Genomic DNA, 17261 nt, shown 5'->3' with positions numbered 1-17261 from the left:
GTCATAGGCTGAGGGGCGGGCAAGAGGCCGCGCGGCGCGGCAACAGGGTGCGGGAGTCGTGCCCGCCGAGGAGGGTGCAGATCGTGACGGACACGGGCACGGACACGGACGCGGACACCCGCGCGGGAGCGGGGCACGCGTCACGGCGGCGCGAACTCGGCGGCTTCCTGCGCGCCCACCGCGAACGCCTGCGCCCCGCCGACCTGGGCCTGCCCCCGGGCGCACGGCGCCGCACACCGGGCCTGCGCCGCGAGGAGGTCGCCGCCCTGGCCGGGGTGGGCGTGGCCTGGTATTCCTGGCTCGAACAGGGGCGGGTGGAGACATCACGGCAGGTCCTCGACGCGGTGAGCCGCACCCTGCGCCTGGACGCGACGTCCCACGCCCACGTCCTGACCCTCGCGGGGTACGCGGCTCCTGAGCCGCTCGCGGCACCCGACCCCAACACCCGTGCCCTGATGGAGAGTTGGGCCGACACTCCGGCCCTCTCCCTGGACCCGGCGCTGTTCATCACCGCGTGGAACGAGGCGTACGCGGGTCTGTGGCCCGATCCGGGACGCGTACCCGTCGCGGACCGCAATCTGCTCCTGCTGCTGCTCACCGACCCGGCCCACCAGCGGTTGCTGCCCACCTGGGAGCCGGTCGCGATGGATCTGCACCGGCACTTCCGCGGCCGCGCGGACCGCAGCCCCGACGACGCCCGGGTCCGCCGTCTGACCGCCCGCCTGCGCGAGACGCGGCCCGACCTGGACGCCTGGTGGTCCTGCCGCTCCGTGGGCGACTTCGCCTCCCGCACGGTGGAGCTGGTCCCCGCCCCGCCCGCGCCCCCGCTCCGCTCGACGATGACCGTCCTCTATCCGGGAACGGCGTCCGGCACCGACTCGATCCTGGTCCAGCGCCTGGAGCGGCGCTAGGGCGTCCGGTCCGGTCCGGCCCGGCCCGGTTCGGACCGGACCGGGCCGCGGCTACTTGGTCGTTTCCGTGACCTCGGGTGCCGGAGCGATCCCCGTCGGGCAGGACGCGCCCCAGTTCGTCTCGAAGGGGGCCGTGAGCTTGACGCCGGTGCCGCCGATGCCGCAGTACCCGGCCGGATTCTTGTCCAAGTACTGCTGGTGATAGGGCTCCGCGGCGTAGAACGGGCGGCCCTGCGCCGGCAGCAGCTCCGTCGTGATCGCGCGGTGGCCCGAGGCCGTGAGGACCTCCTGGTAGGCCTCGCGGGAGGCCTGGGCCGTGGCCGCCTGGGCGGGGCTGTGGGTGTAGATCGCCGAGCGGTACTGCGTGCCCACGTCGTTGCCCTGGCGGAACCCCTGCGTCGGGTCGTGGTTCTCCCAGAACACCTTCAGGAGCTGCGCGTACGGGACGAGGGCGGGGTCGTAGACCACCCGGACCGCCTCGGTGTGCCCGGTCAGGCCGGAGCAGACCTCCTCGTACGCCGGGTTCACGGTGCTGCCGCCCTGGTAGCCGACGAGCGTCGTCCAGACGCCCGGCGTCTGCCAGAACTTGCGCTCCGCGCCCCAGAAACAGCCCATCCCGAAGTCCGCGACCTCCAGGTTCTCGGGGTAGGGGCCGGCCAGCGGGTTGCCGAGGACCGTGTGCCGTTCGGGCAGGGTGAATTCGGGCTCCGGACGGCCCTTGAGGGCCTGCTCGGGGGTGGGCAGCTCGGGCGGGCGGCGGCCGAAGATCATCGTGGGCTCCTCGGAGAGGTTCGGGTGCCTAGGGTGAACGTACGGCCGGGCCCGGAGATTCCGCCGCGCGCCGCGGAAGCTGCCGTCAAAGCCGCCCCAGCGTCGCCGGGCTGCCGCCGTTCGACTCGTAGCCCGCCACCGCCAGCGCCCGGTGCAGGGCGTACTGCGCCGCCGGGTCCTCGGAGACCGTCCAGGGGACGGCGCCCACATGGCCGTCCAGGGCGACGAACTGTTCCATCGCCTCCGCCCACCGCTGGGCCGGCACGAGGAAGGACACCAGGAGGTGGCGGACGAGCGGCAGGGCCGGGTCGTCGGGGCGGGCGTGGTGGACGGCGTGCAGGGCGCCCTCCATGGCCCGGCTCACCACGGCTGTGCGGTGGAAGTCGCTGACCAGGACGATGTCGGGCATGTGCTCGTACACCGCGAACAGGGGAAGGGCCGAGAGCAGGGCGCCGCGCGGGGCGCGGGCCGCGGACGCCGTCGCGAACTCGTCGGCCTGGGCGCGCGAGCCGTGCCACTTCTCGCAGTGGTAGTGCAGCGCCGCCACGTGCGCCCCCATGTGCTGCGGGGCGCGGTCGAGGACCTTCGCCCACAGCTGGTCGAACTCCGGGCGCGGGTAGGCGAGTCCGCGGGCCACGGCGAGTTCGACGATGGAGGGCACGGGGTCGCCCGGGGCGAGCAGGGCGGCCTCGCCGCAGACCGTGCGGGCCTCCTCCAGGATGATGCGGAAGTCGTCCCGGCCCACCGACGAGGAGCGCCACGCCTGCTGGACCAGGAACTCGGCGTGCACCTGCGCCGCCCCCGCGTCCTTGGGTGCTTCCGAGCGCCAGTTGCGCAACCACGCCCCGCCGACGCCCGGCCGCCGGGCCAGTTCGAGCGAGGCCGCGCCCGCGAAGGCCTGGACGCGCTGCCAGCGCCGCTCGCCCTCCTTGGGCGTCGCGGCGAGGAGGCGCTGGGCCGGTTTCCAGTCCTGGGTGCCCTGCACCACCGCGAGTACGTCGAGGAGATCCTGGTCGGGCCCCGGCAGGCGCACGTCGAGTTCCTCCTGGCGTACGAATCCGTACGCCGCCGGGTCCGCGGCGTCCGGCGCACCGGGCCGGGACAGGCGGATGCCGCCGCCACCGCGTCCAAGGACGAACCGGCCGAGGATCGCGACGATCATGCACAGCACGATCAGGGTCCACAGAATCTCCATGACCACCAGCGAACCAGACCGTGCCCGCATACCGCGAACCGGAGCGTCGCCGTATGGGGCGAACCTGTGCTGCCGACGAACTAGGCTCTGCGTCCATGAGCCACGAGCACCACGACAAGAGCTTCGAGACCCTCGCGATCCACGCCGGGAACACCGCGGATCCGCTGACCGGTGCGGTCGTACCCCCGATCTACCAGGTCTCCACGTACAAGCAGGACGGCGTCGGCGGGCTTCGCGGCGGCTATGAGTACAGCCGCAGCGCGAACCCGACCAGGACCGCCCTCGAAGAGAACCTGGCGGCCCTCGAAGGCGGCCGCCGCGGACTCGCGTTCGCCTCCGGTCTCGCCGCCGAGGACTGCCTGCTGCGTACGCTGCTCGCGCCCGGTGACCACGTGGTGATTCCGAACGACGCGTACGGCGGCACGTTCCGGCTGTTCGCGAAGGTCGTCTCGCGCTGGGGCGTCGAGTGGTCGGTCGCCGACACCTCCGACCCGGCGGCGGTGCGGGCCGCGGTCACCAACCGCACGAAGGTCATCTGGGTCGAGACGCCGTCCAACCCGCTGCTCGGCATCACCGACATCGCGGCCGTGGCGCAGGTGGCCGCGGACACGGGGGCCAGGCTCGTCGTCGACAACACCTTCGCGAGCCCCTACCTCCAGCAGCCCCTCTCGCTCGGGGCGGACATCGTGGTGCACTCGCTGACCAAGTACATGGGCGGCCACTCCGACGTCGTGGGCGGCGCCCTGGTCACCGACTCGGCGGAGATCGGCGAGGAGCTCGCGTACCACCAGAACGCGATGGGCGCGGTCGCCGGGCCCTTCGACTCCTGGCTGGTGCTGCGCGGCATCAAGACGCTTCCGGTCCGCATGGACCGGCACAGCGAGAACGCGGGCAAGGTCGCCGAGATGCTGTCCCGGCACGCCAAGGTCACGCACGTCCTGTACCCGGGACTGCCCGATCACCCGGGCCACGAGGTGGCGGCCAAGCAGATGCGCGCGTTCGGCGGCATGGTCTCCTTCCGCGTCGAGGGCGGCGAGCGGGCGGCCGTCGAGGTCTGCAACCGTACGAAGCTGTTCACGCTCGGCGAGTCCCTCGGCGGTGTCGAGTCGCTGATCGAGCACCCGGGCCTGATGACGCACGCGAGCGTCGCGGGCTCCGCCCTCGAAGTCCCCGCGGACCTGGTCCGGGTCTCGGTGGGCATCGAGAACGCGGACGACCTGCTCGCCGACCTTCAGCAGGCGCTGGGCTAGCGGCGGCGAACGGCCGGGAGACGGGCCGGGAGGCCCTAGATCCCGACGGGTGGCGTCACCGTGGACGGTGGCGCCACCCAGGGCTGGGCGATCGAGGCCCAGACCACGAACACGACCGCGGCCGCCGCGACGAGCAGCCACAGCAGCCGCCGCACCACGCGCCGTCTGCGCAGCATCCGAAGGCCCAACTCGGCTGCCCTGTCCGCGAGTTCGGCGGGTACGGCCGGGTGGCCCGCGCTCTCCAGGAGCCGGCGGACCTCGGCGGTCTTGCGGTCGGGCGCGCTCATCGCGGGGCCTGCCCCTCGCCGCGGGGCCGCCGCGTCACGGGGACGCCTCGGGAGCGGGGGTCGCGGGCGCGGCCGGCTTCGGGGCGCTGCGCATCGCGGTGACGGCCCGGGTGCAGATGGCGCGCACGCGGTCCACCGGCAGTCCGACGAGCGCCGCGGTCTGTTCCTCGGCGACCCCCTCGTACAGGCGCAGGACGAGGATCAGGCGTTCCTGCGGGGTCAGCCGGGCGAGGAGTCCCGCGTCGGCGGCGGGCCGGGGCATGCCGGGTACGGCCGGCCGGTGGTGGCGCCAGGCGGTGCGGGCGAAACGGGCGGCGAGTTCCTGGCGGGTGCGGTCGTAGGGGTCCTCGCCGCGCAGCCGGTGCCATCGGGCGTACGTCTCGGCGAGGGCGGCCGTCAGCAGGCCCCGGGCGCGCGGGTTGCCGTCGGGCGGCTCGGCGGTCAGCAGGGTGGCGGCATGGAGCAGCCGGCCCCCCGCGCCCGCCACGAATGCCTCGAACTCCCGGGTGCGGCGGCGGTGTCGGGTGAACTGCCGCTCGCGCATGAGCCTCATATGAGGGCAGGCGCGAGCCCCGGGTCAAGAGGTCGGAGCCACCGGCTCCTGCGTGGCGGACTGGCGGGCCGAGAGCGCCGAGTTGAAGCGGGTCAGGAGCGCGCAGAACGACTCCCGCTCCTCGTCCGTCCAGCCGTCCGTGACCTGCGCCATCAGCTCGCGCCGCGAGGAGCGCACCTCTTCGAGGCGGGACTGGCCGCGCGGTGACAGCTGCAGCACGACAGCCCGCCCGTCCTCGGGGTGGGAGGTGCGCTTGACCAGGCCGGTGTCGACGAGCGGCGCGACCTGACGCGTCACGGTCGACGAGTCGATCCCCATGCCCGCGGCGAGCGCCTTGACGCCCATCGGGCCTTCCAGGTCGAGCCGGTTGAGCAGCAGGTAGGCCGCCCGGTCCATCGAGTTGCGGACCTGTCCGACGCCGCCGAGCCTGGTCTGCTCTGCGCGGCGGGCGAACACGGCCACCTGGTGCTGGAGGGCATCGAGGAGGCCGGGTTCGAGCGGAGGAGTCATGTCCTGAACTGGGGGCATGGCCGGGGCTCTCTCGTGCGGGTGTCGGTCTGGTGGGGGACAGAGTACGCGGCCCGACCGGCGTACGTACCGGCGGTGCACAATCCTGTGGACAACTGCCCGGCCGCCCGGAATCCGGACGGCCGCGACGGGGGTGAGCTGCGAGACTTGAGGACATGAGCTTCGGTACGCCCAGTCCCCTGCACCACCTGATCCTCGATGACGTCCGCGGCGCGCAGAAGATGCTGTCGGGGGTGGCCCGCGCCACCGCGATGGAAGGATCGCGCCACCTGTCGTCGCTGGTGGGCGCCCCCGTCCACCTCAAGTGCGAGAACCTCCAGCGGACCGGTTCGTTCAAGCTGCGCGGCGCCTACGTGAGGATCGCGGGGCTGCGGCCCGAGGAGCGGGCGGCCGGGGTCGTCGCGGCGAGCGCCGGCAATCACGCGCAGGGCGTGGCCCTCGCCTCCTCGCTGCTCGGGGTGCACTCCACGGTGTTCATGCCGATCGGGGCGCCGCTGCCCAAGGTGGCGGCGACGCGGCACTACGGCGCTGAGGTGATCCTGCACGGCACGGTCGTCGACGAGACGCTTGCCGCCGCCCAGGCCTACGCGCACGAGCGGGGCGCGGTGTTCATCCACCCCTTCGACCACCCGGACATCATCGCGGGGCAGGGCACGGTGGGCCTGGAGATCCTGGAGCAGTGTCCCGAGGTGCGCACCATCGTCGTCGGCATCGGCGGCGGCGGGCTCGCGGCCGGCATCGCCGTCGCGGTGAAGGCGCTGCGGCCCGACGTCAGGATCGTGGGCGTGCAGGCGGCGGCCGCCGCTTCGTATCCGCCCTCCCTTGCGGCGGGCCGTCCGGTCGCCGTCGAGACGTCGCCGACGATGGCCGACGGGATCAAGGTGGGGCGGCCGGGCGACATACCGTTCTCGCTGGTCAGCGAGCTGGTGGACGAGGTGCGTACGGTTTCCGAGGACGAGCTCGCCAGTGCGCTGTTGCTGTGCCTCGAGCGGGCGAAGCTGGTGGTGGAGCCGGCGGGGGCGAGCCCGGTGGCCGCGCTGCTCAGTGACCCCGGGTCGTTCCGCGGGCCGGTGGTCGCGGTGCTGTCGGGCGGCAATGTGGACCCGCTCCTGATGCAGCGCATACTGCGGCACGGCATGTCGGCGGCCGGTCGCTATCTGTCGGTGCGGCTGCGTCTGAAGGACCGCCCCGGCGCGCTGGCCTCGCTGCTCGGGGAGCTGACGGTGCTCGACGTCAACGTCCTGGACGTGAGCCACATACGGACCGATCCCCGGCTCGGTCTCACCGAGGTGGAGGTCGAGCTGCACCTGGAGACGAAGGGGCCCGAGCACTGCGCCGAGGTGACCGCGGCGCTGGGGGAGGCGGGCTACATCGTCCTGGGGTGATCCGGCTGATCCGGCTGAACCGCTGACAGGACGCGATGTATCGCGTTAGGGTGTGGCTCCTTCGGGCCCGCGAGGGCTCCACCGGGCGTTCCCCGCCCGGCAAATCTAGGATTTGTCCAGGAAGTCACACCCACACTGGGGGTACTCACATGCCAGGCGCCATCTATGCCGAAGGCCTGGTGAAGACTTTCGGCGACGTAACGGCTCTGGACGGCGTGGACCTCGATGTCCCCGAGGGCACCGTTCTCGGCCTGCTCGGCCCCAACGGCGCCGGCAAGACCACCGCCGTACGTGTCCTGACCACCCTGCTCCAGCCCGACCGCGGCACCGCGGTCGTCGCGGGCATCGACGTCCTGAAGCACCCCACCGAGGTGCGGCGCGCGATCGGCCTGTCCGGCCAGTTCGCCGCCGTCGACGAATACCTCACCGGCCGCGAGAACCTGCGGATGGTCGGCAGGCTCTACCAGATGAGCGCCAAGGCCGCGAAGGTGCGGGCGGGCGAACTGCTGGAGCGCTTCAACCTCGCCGACGCCGCGGACCGCCCCGCCAAGACCTACTCCGGCGGCATGCGCCGCCGCCTCGACCTCGCGGCCGCCCTCGTGGTCTCGCCGCCCGTCATGTTCATGGACGAGCCGACCACCGGCCTCGACCCGCGCAACCGGCAGCAACTGTGGGAAGTCATCCAGGAGTTGGTGGCCGGCGGCACCACCCTGCTGCTCACCACGCAGTACCTGGAGGAGGCCGACCGCCTGGCCCACGACATCTGCGTCGTCGACCACGGCAAGGTCATCGCCCGCGGCAGCTCCGACCAGCTCAAGGCCCGTACCGGCGGCGAGCGCGTCGAGGTCGTCGTCCACCAGGGCGACCAGATGGCCCCGGCCCGCGGCGTCCTCGCGGGCTTCGGCAAGGGCGAGGTCAAGTCCGAGGAACACACCCGGCGCCTCACCGTGCCGGTCACCGGCGGCGCCAAGCTGCTCGCCGAGGTCATCCGCGAACTCGACGCCAGGGGAGTGGAGATCGACGACATCGGCCTGCGCCGCCCCACCCTCGACGACGTCTTCATCTCGCTGACCGGCCACGCGGCCGAGACCGCCGCCGAAGAGGCCGACGCGGAAGCCGGCCCGGACGGCGAGGACGCACAGCGCTCCGGCGCACAGCGGCCCGACGCACAGAAGGAGCAGACACGGTGAGTGCCATGAGCGATTCCCTGGTCCTTGCCCAGCGGAATCTGATCCGCATGAAGCGGATCCCCGAAGTGGTCCTGTTCGGCCTGATCCAGCCGATCATGTTCGTGGTCCTGTTCACCTACGTCTTCGGTGGATCCATCCAGGTCGGAGGCTCGCTCTCGCAGCAGAGCTACCGCGAGTTCCTGATGGCCGGCATCTTCGCGCAGACCGTCACCTTCGCGACGGCGGGCGCGGGCGCCGGCATCGCGGACGACATGCACAAGGGCCTCATCGACCGCTTCCGCTCGCTGCCCATGGCCCGCGGGGCGGTGCTCACCGGCCGCACCCTGGCGGACCTGGCGCAGACCGCCGTGACCCTGGTCGTCCTCGCCGGGGTCGCCCTGCTGATCGGCTGGCGCATCCACGACGGCGTCCCCAAGGCCCTCGCCGCGTTCGGCCTGCTGCTCCTGCTCGGGTACGCGTTCTCCTGGATCGGCGCCCTGATCGGCCTGTCCGTACGGACCCCGGAGGCGGCCACGTCCGGCGGGCTCATCTGGCTGTTCCCGCTGACCTTCATCTCGAACGCGTTCGTGGACTCCAACAACCTGCCGACGTTCTTCCGGCACATCGCGGAGTGGAACCCGTTCAGCACCACGGTCCAGGCGGCCAGGGAACTGTTCGGCAACCTGCCCCCGGGCTTCCAGACCCCCGACGCCTGGCCCATGCGGCACGCGATTCTCGCGTCGGTGCTGTGGTCGCTCCTGATCCTGGTCGTCTTCCGCGCGCTCGCGGTCCGCAAGTACCGGCGTGCCGCCGGCTGATACGCCGGGTTCTGGGTGCGCCCGACGTGCCGGGGCCCCCTCTCCGCGAAGCCTGGAGAGGGGGCCCCGGCATGCGCTGTCGCTCGGTCGAGGCGGCGTGCCGTTACCCCGCGGCTCGCTTGGCGTACGTCACGAAGGCGTCCCAGGCGGGGCGGGACGGAATCAGAGTGCCCTTGCTGTGGTCCTTCGTGTCACGGACCAGGACGCGTGGCTGGTTGTCCGCGACCTCGACGCAGTCGTTGGTGTTGCCCCCGGAGTACGAGGACTTGTGCCAGTTCGGTGCTTCGTTCACGTGAACCTCTCCATCGCCTCGTAGATCAGGGCTGTGGACGCCTCGGCTGTCAGCGCGCTGGCGGCGAGCCGATCATAGACCCTCTGGTATGTCATCACCTCGGCGAACTCCTCGGTGTAGTTACCGGTTGAAAACCCCTCGGTGTACGCGCCGCGGACCCCGTTGGCCAGGGTGACGAGCGTGAACGAACCGGCGATGACATGGGGTGATCCGAGCGGCAGTATCCGGATGCTGGTGGTCGGGACTTCCTGGGCTTCCAGCAGCACCTTGAGCTGCGCAGCCATGATGGGCCCCGAACCGGTGCCGCGCAGGAGCACCGCTTCATCCACGATCGCCGCGAACCACGGAGGATCGTCCTGGTTCAGAATCCGCCGCCGCTCCATGCGTTGCTCGACGTACGTGTCGATCACTTTGGGGTCCGCGTCACCGGTGACCAGCAGGGCGCGTGCATAGTCGCGGGTCTGGAGGAGTGCGGGGACGGTCAGCCTGAAGTCGTGGATCAGCCGGGCTTCCTCCTGTCGGCGCACGAACGGTCTGGCGTAGTCGCGAACGTTCTCCCGCTCCAGCAACTTGACCAGATCGACCAGTGATCCCGATCGCATGGTGAGCGTCCGCTCGATCTTCTCGGCCAGGCGCCGGTCCGGCGGTACTTCGCCGAGCTCGACCTCGGAGATCCGGGTCTGACTCACGAACACGCGCTCGGCGAGGTGCGTCTGGGTCCAGAGCTTTCTGCCCTCGGCCTTGTCCATGGCGGCGCGAGCTTCCCGGACAAGGTGCCCGATGTACTGCTCAAGGCTGTCGCCCGGCTCCAGTTCACGCGTTCTTGGCATATGCCTTTTACCTCTGTCGTACTCCGGTATTCAGCTACTGGTGAGCGTACCCACGACCAGCAACTCTTCTATCGAGCAACGGAGTTGAGTCGAGGAAGGACGAATACATGTTCGCCAGCAACATGCCCATGCCGACAAGAGAAACCCCTTTCATCCCGCGCGGAGCCGAGATCGTGGACGAGGTCTATCTGGACCTGCGGGCGGCGCTGGAGGACGCCGGGGTCGACGTGGGGGAGCTCACGCTGGAGTGCGCGCAGGCCTGGGACCCCGCCGCCGGACGCCATGTCGACCTCCACACCATCCGGTTCGGCCGGGTCACGATCGCCGGGGCCAGGAAACTGACCGACCTCTGCCGGTCCGCGCGGAGGCAGCCGAAGTGAAGTACAGAAAGGGCGAGGTCGTCGTGGACATGGCGCGGAACCTGGCGGGCCAGGTCATGGATGTCCGCCACACCGTACTGACCCTGGCGCGCTCGGAGGGCCGGGGTGTGTGGGAGCAGGAGGCCGACCAGTGCAGGCCCGCAAGCCCCGTCGAGGCCGCGTCCCTCACCCCCGGCGGAGCCATCCGCGTCATCTCGTTCTCGCGGTGGCGACCCTGATCCTCACGGCCCTGGCCGCCGGCGCCTTCTGCGCCGCGATGGCCGTCCAGTACGCGGGCCGGTACGGATGAACACCGAAACGGCATTCCGGCCGCCGAGGGCCGGTCCTCCCCCGTCTCTCATGGGGGACGGGGGTGACCGGAAACGCGCCTAGACTCCCTCCATGGCACAGAAGATCGTCACCATCTACACCGATGACCTCACGGGTGAAGAAACCACCGAGGCGGCCACGCACCAGCTCGTCATCGACGGCGTGGCTTACGAGATCGACCTCGCTCCGGAGAGCTACGACAAGCTCCTCGAAGCGGTGGCCCCCTTCACCAAGGCCGGCCGTCGGGTCCGCTCCGGCAAGGCGAAGGCGGCGCCCGCCCGGTCGAACGGCGCCGGCGGCAACGACACCGCGGCCATCAGGGCGTGGGCCAAGGAGAACGGCCACCACGTGAACGACCGCGGCCGCGTCCCCGCCGAGGTCCGCGAGGCCTACGAGAAGGCCGCGAAGTAGCACGGGTGCACGACACGAAGCCCCCGGCCGCTCGAAGGCGGCCGGGGGCTTCCTGGTGCGTGCGTGCGCGCGTTCTGTGCGCCGCGGACGTCAGCCGTTGAACGGGACGGCCGCGAGGATCTTCACCGAGGCCTTCTTGCCGTTGGGCAGCTCGTACTCGGCGTCCTCGCCGACCTTCTTGCCGTTCACGCCGGAGCCGAGCGGCGACTGCGGCGAGTACGTCTCGATCTCCGTCGAGGCGTACTCGCGCGACGCCATCAGGAATTCCAGGGTGTCGTCCGGGTCGCCGTCGAAGGCGATCGTGACGAGCATGCCGGGAGCCACCACGCCGTCCGCGGCGGGGGCCTCGCCGACCTTGGCGTGTTCGAGGAGCTGGGTCAGCTGGCGCACCCGGAGCTCCATCTTGCCCTGCTCCTCCTTGGCCGCGTGGTACCCGCCGTTCTCCCGGAGGTCACCCTCCTCACGGGCCGCCGCGATCTTTACGGCGATCTCCGTGCGCGCGGGACCAGACAGGTACTCCAGCTCGGCCTTGAGCTGGTTGTACGCCTCCTGGGTCAGCCAGGTGACGTTGTCGCTGGTCTGGGTCACAGGTGCTCCTCGTCGGTACTGGATATACAAAGCATCGCCCTACCCAGAAGCATGTGCCTGGTTGGGTGGGCGAAACCACGAGCCTAACAATTCCGGTGCCCCAGGGGGAGGACATAAACCGCTAGAACTTCATCAACGCAGGTCAGAAACCATGCGTCGGCGCTGTTGCCCGAGGCCCGTTCGGACGTCCGGCGGCGTGGAGGGCTCAGCCGGACTGGCAGCCGACCAGATTGGCGGAGGTCGCCCGCGAGGTCGTGGTGATCGTGAGGACCTTGTCCACCTGCTTGACCGGCTCGTCGAACCGGAAGTCCGCCCGGCCCACGTCGTCCCCGCTGGTCTGCTGGGCACGCAGGGTGCAGGTGCCCTTGGCGTCCTTGTCCTTGGTCACTTCGAGGTGCACCTCGACCTTGGTGTCCGAGACCACCTTGAACTTGATCACCTGCGCGGAGAGCGACTGCCCGCCCACGTAGTCGAAGCCGATCCAGGCGACCACGCCCAGCAGCGCGACGCCCAGCACCGAGCCGACGATCTTCAGCTTGCGGTCCGCGCGCTGGTCCGCCGAACGCCCGTAGCGCCCCTGGGGAAGCTGCTCGCGCACAGCGGCCATGATCGTCCTCCTGCTGGTGGGGATACCCGGAATTTTCCGTCCCCCGATTCGGTCACTATAGAAGCCGCCCCGTGCGCGGATCACAGAGGGCGCCCCGTTTACTTACTGAGTCACCGAGGATCGAGTCTTGACTGAGCAGCTGCGACTGATGGCCGTCCACGCCCACCCCGACGACGAGTCGAGCAAGGGCGCGGCCACCATGGCGAAGTATGTGTCCGAGGGGGTGGACGTGCTGGTCGTGACCTGCACGGGAGGCGAGCGTGGCTCCATCCTCAACCCCAAGCTCCAGGGCGACGCCTACATCGAGGAGCACATCCACGAGGTCCGCAAGAGGGAGATGGACGAGGCCCGCGAGATCCTCGGCGTCAGCCAGGAGTGGCTCGGATTCGTCGACTCGGGCCTGCCCGAGGGCGACCCGCTGCCGCCGCTGCCCGAGGGCTGCTTCGCGCTGGAGGACGTCGATGTCGCGGCCGGCCGCCTGGTCCGTTCCATCCGTCACTTCCGTCCCCAGGTCATCACGACCTACGACGAGAACGGCGGCTACCCGCACCCCGACCACATCATGACCCACAAGATCACGATGGTGGCGTTCGACGGAGCGGCCGACACCGAGAGGTTCCCCGAGGCCGAGTTCGGCCCGGCCTACCAGCCGCGGAAGCTGTACTACAACCAGGGCTTCAACAAGCCGCGCACGGTCGCCCTGCACGAGGCGCTCCTCGCCCGCGGCATGGACTCCCCCTACGGCGAGTGGCTGGAGCGCTGGAAGGAGTTCGGCCGCGCCGAACGCACCCTGACCACGCACGTTCCCTGCGCGGAGTTCTTCGAGATCCGGGACAAGGCGCTGATCGCGCACGCCACCCAGATCGACCCCGACGGCGGCTGGTTCCGCGTTCCGCTCGACCTCCAGAAGGACGTCTGGCCGACCGAGGAGTACGAGCTGGCAAAGTCGCTCGTGGACACTTCCCTCCCCGAGGACGACCTCTTCGCGGGCGTACGCGACAATGCCTGATATGAGCGCAAGCCTGGCAATGACGCACTTGGTCCCGCTGGCCGACGAAATCAACGACGACAAGGTGACGCCCGGCGTCCTCGGGTTCATCGTCTTCGCGGCACTCGCCCTCGGGGTGTGGATGCTGATGAAGTCGATGAACCGCCACATGCGGAAGGTCGACTTCGAGGAGGCCCCGGACCCGTCCGCGGACACCCCGGCGGCCCCGGCGGCCTCGGCCCCGGCTCCGGCCGCCTCGGCCAAGGGCGCGCCGAACAAGGCCTGACCCCCGGTCCGCCGAACGCCCCCGCCGTGCCCGCGGAGGACGCGGGGCGGGCGGCGCACGGCCGCGTCCCGGGCGTCAGCGTCCCGACCCCGCCGGCACCCCCATGACCTCACGGGCGTGCCGGTCCGGGACCATGCCCAGGTGCCAGGCCTGCCAGCCCGTCTCCAGGGAGACACCGCGCTCCAGCACGAGGGCGAAGGCCTCCGCGCAGTCCTCCAGCTTGCCGTCGCGGGCGTCGTGGGCGGCGCGCAGCAACTGCGCCACCTCCTCCTGCGCGACCGCGGTCCCGACGTCCACACCGCCGGCGCCCGCGTACGGCAGCAGCGTGCAGCGCAGGAAGCGGGACCAGTCGCCGCCGCGCCGGTCGTCGTACGAGGCGAACAGTGCGGTCGCCTCGTCGCACAGGGCGAGCGCCGGGCCCGGCCGGTTGTTGCCCGCGTCGATCAGCGCGAGCTCCAGACAGGTCCAGGCCTCGCCGTGCGCCACCCCGATGCGGTGGAAGTCGGCGCGCGCGTCGACCAGGAGCTGCCGGGCGAAGCCGGAGTTGCGCAGATTGCCGGTCTGGGCGGCCCGCTGGTCGCGGGTGACCCGGCCCGAGTGGTGGCGGGCGCAGGCGAGCCCGTACACGTCGCGCATGCGCGAGAACATCGTGCGGGCCCGCTCCAGCTCGCGCACCGCCTGGTCGCGGTCGCCGCGCTCCTCGAGAGACTGGCCCAGGTAGTACAGCGTCCACGCCTCGCCCCGCGCGTCCTCCTGCTCCCGGTGGCGCGACAGGGCCTGGCGCAGTCCGTCGACCGCGGCCGACGCGTCGCCCTCGACGAGGCGGGCCCGCGCCAGCTGGGTCAGCGCCCACGCCTCGCCGCGGCCGTCGCGGGTCCGCCCGTACAGATCGAGCGCGGTACGCAACTCGCCCTCCGCACGCGGCACTTCACCGGTGCGCAAGTGCAGCTGGCCGAGCTGGAAGTGGGTCCACGCCTCACCGTGCAGCGACTCGTTCTCACCGTGCAGTTCCAGGGCGGTGGCCAGCAGGGTGCGCGCGGTGGCGAGGTTCGAACGGTCCCGCTCGACGGCGGCGAGCGCGTGCAGCGACCACGCGCGGTCGCCGGCCAGCTCCTCGCCCGCCTGGAGATCGATCGCCTCCCGCAGCCGGGCCGCCGCCTCGATCAGATTGCCCTGGTGGTGCAGGGTGATGCCGAGCGAGCACAGCGCGAGGGCCTGGCCCGCGTCGTGCTGTGCCTCCCGGTAGAGGTTGACCACCGAGGACAGCGTCGTACGCGCCGTGTCCAGCTCGCCGAGCTGGCGGGCCGCGATGCCGGTACGCCACTGCACGGAACGTACGAGCAGCCCTTGGTCGACGGCCTGCGTCAACTCGCTGATCTCGCCCAGGCGGTAGAGGTCGCCGCGCAGCAGGCAGTAGTCGCACAGCGCGCCGAGCAGGCTGAGCACGGCCTCCTGATCCACCCCCTCGGCCTGGCGCAGCGCCGCCGTGATGAAGCTCGACTCGTCGTCCAGCCAGCGCAGTGCCGCGTCGAGCGAGGGGAAGCCGTGCCCGCCGAACTGGCCGGCCCGGGTCGACATCTTGCCGTCGACCATGCGGCCCACCGCGTCGGCCAGCTCCGCGTAGTTGCGGATCAGGCGCTCCTGCGCGGCGACCCGCTCGGCCTGCTCCTCCTCGTCGGCGAGACGGGCCTCCGCGAAGGCCCGTACGACGTCGTGCAGCCGGTAGCGGCTGCCCCGCACATGGTCGATGAGGCCCGCCGCGGCGAGCGCGGTGAGCTGGCGCTGCGCCTCCTGCTCGTCGGCGCCGAGCAGCGCCGCCGCGGCGGCCGCGCCCAGCGAGGCCCGGCCGGCGAGGGCGAGCCGGCGCAGGAGGCGGCGGGCCGGCTCGGCCTGATCGGTGTACCGCAGCCACAGGGCCCGCTCGGTGGGCGCCACCGGGCCGTACGCCCCCAGATCGGCGGCGAGCGCCCGCGCGGAGCGCGGCCCGAGCGAGGACCCGGCGACGCGCAGCGCCAGCGGCAGCCCACCGCACAACTGCCGTACGAGAGCGGTCGATTCGGCGTCGTAGGGGCCGGTCTCCTTCTCCTCGGCGGCCTCCCGCAGCAGTTCCTCGGCGCCCGCCGCGTCCAGCGGCTCGACCGCCAGGTGGTGGACCCACGCCGGGAAGTCGTCGGGCAGAGCGAGCGGCCTTGAGGAGGTGACGAGGACCAGGCCCTCGGAGCGCTGCGGCACCAGCGTGCTCACCTGCTCGGCGTCGTCGGTGTCGTCCAGGACGACGGTGACGGCGAGGCCGGTCAGATGCTGGTGGTAGAGCTCGGCGAGGCGGCGCACCTGCTGCTCGGGCGAGGACCTCTCCCGGAACAGGAGCTGTTCGCGTGGCGCCCCGAGCCGGTTGAGCAGGTGCAGCAGTGCGTCCCGGGTGGGCAGCGGGTGCTCGCCCGCGAGGCCGCCGCCGCGCATGTCGACGAGGCAGGCGCCGCGGAACTGGTCGCGAAGGCCGTGCGCCGCCCGCAGCGCCAGGGTGCTGCGGCCCGACCCCGGCGCGCCGTGCAGGACCACCACCACCGGGCGGGTCTCGGTCGAGGCGCGGGCCGCCTGCACCCACTGCCCGATCCGCGCCAGCTCGGCCCGTCGGCCCGCGAACGGGCCCTGCGGATCGGGCAGATGGCCGAACGACTGCTCAAGGACCGACCTGCGCCGCGCCGCCGCGCTCTTGTCGGTGCCGCGCAGTTGCGTCGGCACCTTCTTCTTCTGCTGCGGCTTGGGACTCACCGCCCGCTGCTGGTCCAGGAAGGGCCGGATGCCCCGCACTTCCAGCGCGGTCAGCCACTGCAGCCGCAGCTGTTCGAGGCCGCCGGGCTGGCCGAGCGCCCCGGCCCTGTGGTGCGCGGCCGGCAGGTGCGACAGGGTCACCTTGGCGACCGTCGCGGCGGCCCCGGCCACCAGCACGGCCGCCCCCGCGCCGACGGCGCCGCCCGCGCCGAGCCCGAGCGCCAGGTCGACGACCACGGCGGCCAGCGCCCCAACCCCGGTGGCCAGCAGGCCCGTTGTGCCGCCGTCGCGCCCGAACCGCTCCCCGAACGAGAGCTGCCCGACTGCCGCCTCGTCCAAGGCGTGGGTGTAGGCCGCGTACTCCTCCGCCGCGCTCTGCGCCAGCGCGTCGAGCGCACCCCGGCCACGCGAGAGCAGCGCGCTGCCGTCGGACCGCCCTCCGGAGCGCCGCACCTCTTCCTCCACGGCACGCACCAACAGCCTCTCGGCCTCGGCCCGATGGCTGTCCCGCATATACGTCCCCCTCCGAGAGCCCCGTCGTCCGCGTGTGTCCAGTGTCGTGGGTGAGGGGGCTGGGCGCGAGGGAGTCGGCGGATCATCTCGCTTGTGGGGGACAGGGGGGCGGCCATGGCGTTCCAGCGCCGGATCGGGGAGCCGCGGGGCCGGCCGGCGTCGGAGGACCCGAACTGGGCATCACGGACTGTGACGTGAGTCACGCACTGCATTTCCGCTGGGGCTTTGTCGCCACAACCCCACCCGGTGGTTCGACGCCTGGAGCTGCGCATCGATGCGAGCGACGATGCGCAGCGATGCTGCGCACAAAACTGCTCGGCTTCCATCCGGCGTGACGACCTCCTTTGCTCGCGGTGACTTGCCGCTAATCTGAGCATCAGTTCGAACTGTCGGAGCGTCAACTTGGCAGTTGGCAAGG

The 17261-nt window shown here is 71.6% G+C and carries 20 protein-coding genes; 10 read left to right on the top strand and 10 right to left on the bottom strand.

What is annotated here, in order from left to right:
* Positions 1-83 precede the first annotated feature (83 nt).
* A complete protein-coding gene (locus OG432_RS11685) occupies positions 84-911 on the top strand; it encodes a helix-turn-helix domain-containing protein (RefSeq protein WP_328310511.1) in 828 nt (275 codons plus the stop codon).
* A 51-nt stretch (positions 912-962) separates the two neighbouring features.
* Here the strand turns inward: OG432_RS11685 and msrA are convergent, their stop codons facing one another.
* Both msrA and OG432_RS11675 read right to left on the bottom strand, forming a co-directional pair.
* Positions 963-1682: a peptide-methionine (S)-S-oxide reductase MsrA gene (gene msrA / locus OG432_RS11680; RefSeq protein ID WP_328310509.1), complete on the bottom strand. Its 720-nt coding sequence runs from the start codon at positions 1680-1682 to the stop codon at positions 963-965.
* An 85-nt stretch (positions 1683-1767) separates the two neighbouring features.
* On the bottom strand, positions 1768-2877 hold the full coding sequence (locus OG432_RS11675; protein ID WP_328310507.1) for a hypothetical protein: 1110 nt from the start codon (positions 2875-2877) through the stop codon (positions 1768-1770).
* Positions 2878-2972: 95 nt separating this feature from the next.
* Between OG432_RS11675 and OG432_RS11670 the strand changes: the two genes are divergently transcribed.
* Positions 2973-4127 carry a cystathionine gamma-synthase gene (locus tag OG432_RS11670; protein ID WP_328310505.1) on the top strand — a complete coding sequence of 385 codons (1155 nt, stop codon included), beginning with the start codon at positions 2973-2975 and terminating at the stop codon, positions 4125-4127.
* A 35-nt stretch (positions 4128-4162) separates the two neighbouring features.
* On the opposite strand, the gene OG432_RS11665 is transcribed toward OG432_RS11670, so the two are convergent.
* The 3 genes from OG432_RS11665 to OG432_RS11655 are packed head-to-tail and all read right to left on the bottom strand — an operon-like array spanning position 4163 to position 5495.
* Positions 4163-4414, bottom strand: coding sequence for a hypothetical protein (locus OG432_RS11665; protein ID WP_328310503.1), 252 nt, complete (start codon positions 4412-4414; stop codon positions 4163-4165).
* Between the two features lie 34 nt (positions 4415-4448).
* Positions 4449-4958, bottom strand: coding sequence for a sigma factor-like helix-turn-helix DNA-binding protein (locus tag OG432_RS11660; protein WP_328310501.1), 510 nt, complete (start codon positions 4956-4958; stop codon positions 4449-4451).
* A 33-nt stretch (positions 4959-4991) separates the two neighbouring features.
* Positions 4992-5495: a MarR family winged helix-turn-helix transcriptional regulator gene (locus OG432_RS11655; RefSeq protein ID WP_328310499.1), complete on the bottom strand. Its 504-nt coding sequence runs from the start codon at positions 5493-5495 to the stop codon at positions 4992-4994.
* 155 nt (positions 5496-5650) lie between these two features.
* Between OG432_RS11655 and ilvA the strand changes: the two genes are divergently transcribed.
* The 3 genes from ilvA (at position 5651) to OG432_RS11640 (ending at position 8867) form a co-directional block, all read left to right on the top strand.
* Positions 5651-6880 (top strand): threonine ammonia-lyase, encoded by a 1230-nt coding sequence (gene ilvA / locus OG432_RS11650; RefSeq protein WP_328310497.1) that lies wholly within the window; start codon positions 5651-5653, stop codon positions 6878-6880.
* Between the two features lie 149 nt (positions 6881-7029).
* Positions 7030-8070, top strand: a complete 1041-nt coding sequence (locus OG432_RS11645; protein ID WP_328310495.1) for an ATP-binding cassette domain-containing protein — start codon at positions 7030-7032, stop codon at positions 8068-8070.
* A gap of 5 nt (positions 8071-8075) precedes the next feature.
* The gene (locus OG432_RS11640) at positions 8076-8867 is read left to right on the top strand and encodes an ABC transporter permease (RefSeq protein ID WP_328310493.1); all 792 of its coding nucleotides are present in this window, start codon (positions 8076-8078) and stop codon (positions 8865-8867) included.
* Between the two features lie 103 nt (positions 8868-8970).
* Here OG432_RS11640 and OG432_RS11635 read toward each other — a convergent pair whose 3' ends face one another.
* Positions 8971-9159 carry a DUF397 domain-containing protein gene (locus OG432_RS11635; RefSeq protein WP_328310491.1) on the bottom strand — a complete coding sequence of 63 codons (189 nt, stop codon included), beginning with the start codon at positions 9157-9159 and terminating at the stop codon, positions 8971-8973.
* The gene (locus OG432_RS11630) at positions 9156-9908 is read right to left on the bottom strand and encodes a helix-turn-helix domain-containing protein (RefSeq protein ID WP_328310489.1); all 753 of its coding nucleotides are present in this window, start codon (positions 9906-9908) and stop codon (positions 9156-9158) included. The genes OG432_RS11635 and OG432_RS11630 overlap by 4 nt, the downstream gene beginning before the upstream one ends.
* A 188-nt stretch (positions 9909-10096) precedes the next feature.
* On the opposite strand from OG432_RS11630, the gene OG432_RS11625 reads away from it, so the two are divergent.
* The 3 genes from OG432_RS11625 to OG432_RS11615 all read left to right on the top strand — a co-directional run bounded on the left by OG432_RS11625 (position 10097) and on the right by OG432_RS11615 (position 11089).
* On the top strand, positions 10097-10369 hold the full coding sequence (locus tag OG432_RS11625; RefSeq protein ID WP_328310487.1) for a hypothetical protein: 273 nt from the start codon (positions 10097-10099) through the stop codon (positions 10367-10369).
* Positions 10366-10587, top strand: coding sequence for a hypothetical protein (locus tag OG432_RS11620; protein WP_328310485.1), 222 nt, complete (start codon positions 10366-10368; stop codon positions 10585-10587). The genes OG432_RS11625 and OG432_RS11620 overlap by 4 nt, the downstream gene beginning before the upstream one ends.
* Before the next feature lie 163 nt (positions 10588-10750).
* Positions 10751-11089 (top strand): histone-like nucleoid-structuring protein Lsr2, encoded by a 339-nt coding sequence (locus tag OG432_RS11615; RefSeq protein WP_328310483.1) that lies wholly within the window; start codon positions 10751-10753, stop codon positions 11087-11089.
* A gap of 90 nt (positions 11090-11179) precedes the next feature.
* Here the strand turns inward: OG432_RS11615 and greA are convergent, their stop codons facing one another.
* Positions 11180-11677: a transcription elongation factor GreA gene (greA, locus tag OG432_RS11610; RefSeq protein WP_100574820.1), complete on the bottom strand. Its 498-nt coding sequence runs from the start codon at positions 11675-11677 to the stop codon at positions 11180-11182.
* A 205-nt stretch (positions 11678-11882) separates the two neighbouring features.
* Positions 11883-12284 carry a DUF4307 domain-containing protein gene (locus OG432_RS11605; protein WP_328310475.1) on the bottom strand — a complete coding sequence of 134 codons (402 nt, stop codon included), beginning with the start codon at positions 12282-12284 and terminating at the stop codon, positions 11883-11885.
* 127 nt (positions 12285-12411) lie between these two features.
* Here OG432_RS11605 and mca point away from each other — a divergent pair, with 127 nt between their 5' ends.
* Entirely contained in the window at positions 12412-13293 is an 882-nt protein-coding gene (mca, locus tag OG432_RS11600; RefSeq protein WP_328310473.1) for a mycothiol conjugate amidase Mca, read from the top strand.
* Complete coding sequence (locus tag OG432_RS11595) at positions 13286-13558, top strand: hypothetical protein (RefSeq protein ID WP_328310471.1); 273 nt, start codon at positions 13286-13288, stop codon at positions 13556-13558. The genes mca and OG432_RS11595 overlap by 8 nt, the downstream gene beginning before the upstream one ends.
* A gap of 75 nt (positions 13559-13633) precedes the next feature.
* Here the strand turns inward: OG432_RS11595 and OG432_RS11590 are convergent, their stop codons facing one another.
* The gene (locus OG432_RS11590; RefSeq protein WP_328310469.1) at positions 13634-16843 is read right to left on the bottom strand and encodes a tetratricopeptide repeat protein; all 3210 of its coding nucleotides are present in this window, start codon (positions 16841-16843) and stop codon (positions 13634-13636) included.
* Between the last annotated feature and the right edge of the window lie 418 nt (positions 16844-17261).

The organism is Streptomyces sp. NBC_00442, from assembly GCF_036014195.1.
Classification (GTDB): Bacteria; Actinomycetota; Actinomycetes; order Streptomycetales; family Streptomycetaceae; genus Streptomyces.
Note: the sequence above shows the minus strand (reverse complement) of the source record. Positions and strands in the feature narration are given on the sequence as shown.

Bases quoted from the DNA above. Each gene is read 5' to 3' on its own strand.
- OG432_RS11615 (WP_328310483.1), top strand. From the start codon at position 10,751: ATGGCACAGAAGATCGTCACCATCTACACCGATGACCTCACGGGTGAA.
- msrA (WP_328310509.1), bottom strand. From the start codon at position 1,682: ATGATCTTCGGCCGCCGCCCGCCCGAGCTGCCCACCCCCGAGCAGGCC.
- OG432_RS11625 (WP_328310487.1), top strand. From the start codon at position 10,097: ATGTTCGCCAGCAACATGCCCATGCCGACAAGAGAAACCCCTTTCATC.
- OG432_RS11645 (WP_328310495.1), top strand. From the start codon at position 7,030: ATGCCAGGCGCCATCTATGCCGAAGGCCTGGTGAAGACTTTCGGCGAC.
- OG432_RS11670 (WP_328310505.1), top strand. From the start codon at position 2,973: ATGAGCCACGAGCACCACGACAAGAGCTTCGAGACCCTCGCGATCCAC.
- OG432_RS11630 (WP_328310489.1), bottom strand. From the start codon at position 9,908: ATGGACAAGGCCGAGGGCAGAAAGCTCTGGACCCAGACGCACCTCGCC.
- OG432_RS11590 (WP_328310469.1), bottom strand. From the start codon at position 16,843: ATGCGGGACAGCCATCGGGCCGAGGCCGAGAGGCTGTTGGTGCGTGCC.
- OG432_RS11660 (WP_328310501.1), bottom strand. From the start codon at position 4,958: ATGCGCGAGCGGCAGTTCACCCGACACCGCCGCCGCACCCGGGAGTTC.
- ilvA (WP_328310497.1), top strand. From the start codon at position 5,651: ATGAGCTTCGGTACGCCCAGTCCCCTGCACCACCTGATCCTCGATGAC.
- OG432_RS11675 (WP_328310507.1), bottom strand. From the start codon at position 2,877: ATGGAGATTCTGTGGACCCTGATCGTGCTGTGCATGATCGTCGCGATC.
- OG432_RS11595 (WP_328310471.1), top strand. From the start codon at position 13,286: ATGCCTGATATGAGCGCAAGCCTGGCAATGACGCACTTGGTCCCGCTG.
- OG432_RS11640 (WP_328310493.1), top strand. From the start codon at position 8,076: ATGAGCGATTCCCTGGTCCTTGCCCAGCGGAATCTGATCCGCATGAAG.
- OG432_RS11655 (WP_328310499.1), bottom strand. From the start codon at position 5,495: ATGCCCCCAGTTCAGGACATGACTCCTCCGCTCGAACCCGGCCTCCTC.
- OG432_RS11665 (WP_328310503.1), bottom strand. From the start codon at position 4,414: ATGAGCGCGCCCGACCGCAAGACCGCCGAGGTCCGCCGGCTCCTGGAG.
- OG432_RS11605 (WP_328310475.1), bottom strand. From the start codon at position 12,284: ATGGCCGCTGTGCGCGAGCAGCTTCCCCAGGGGCGCTACGGGCGTTCG.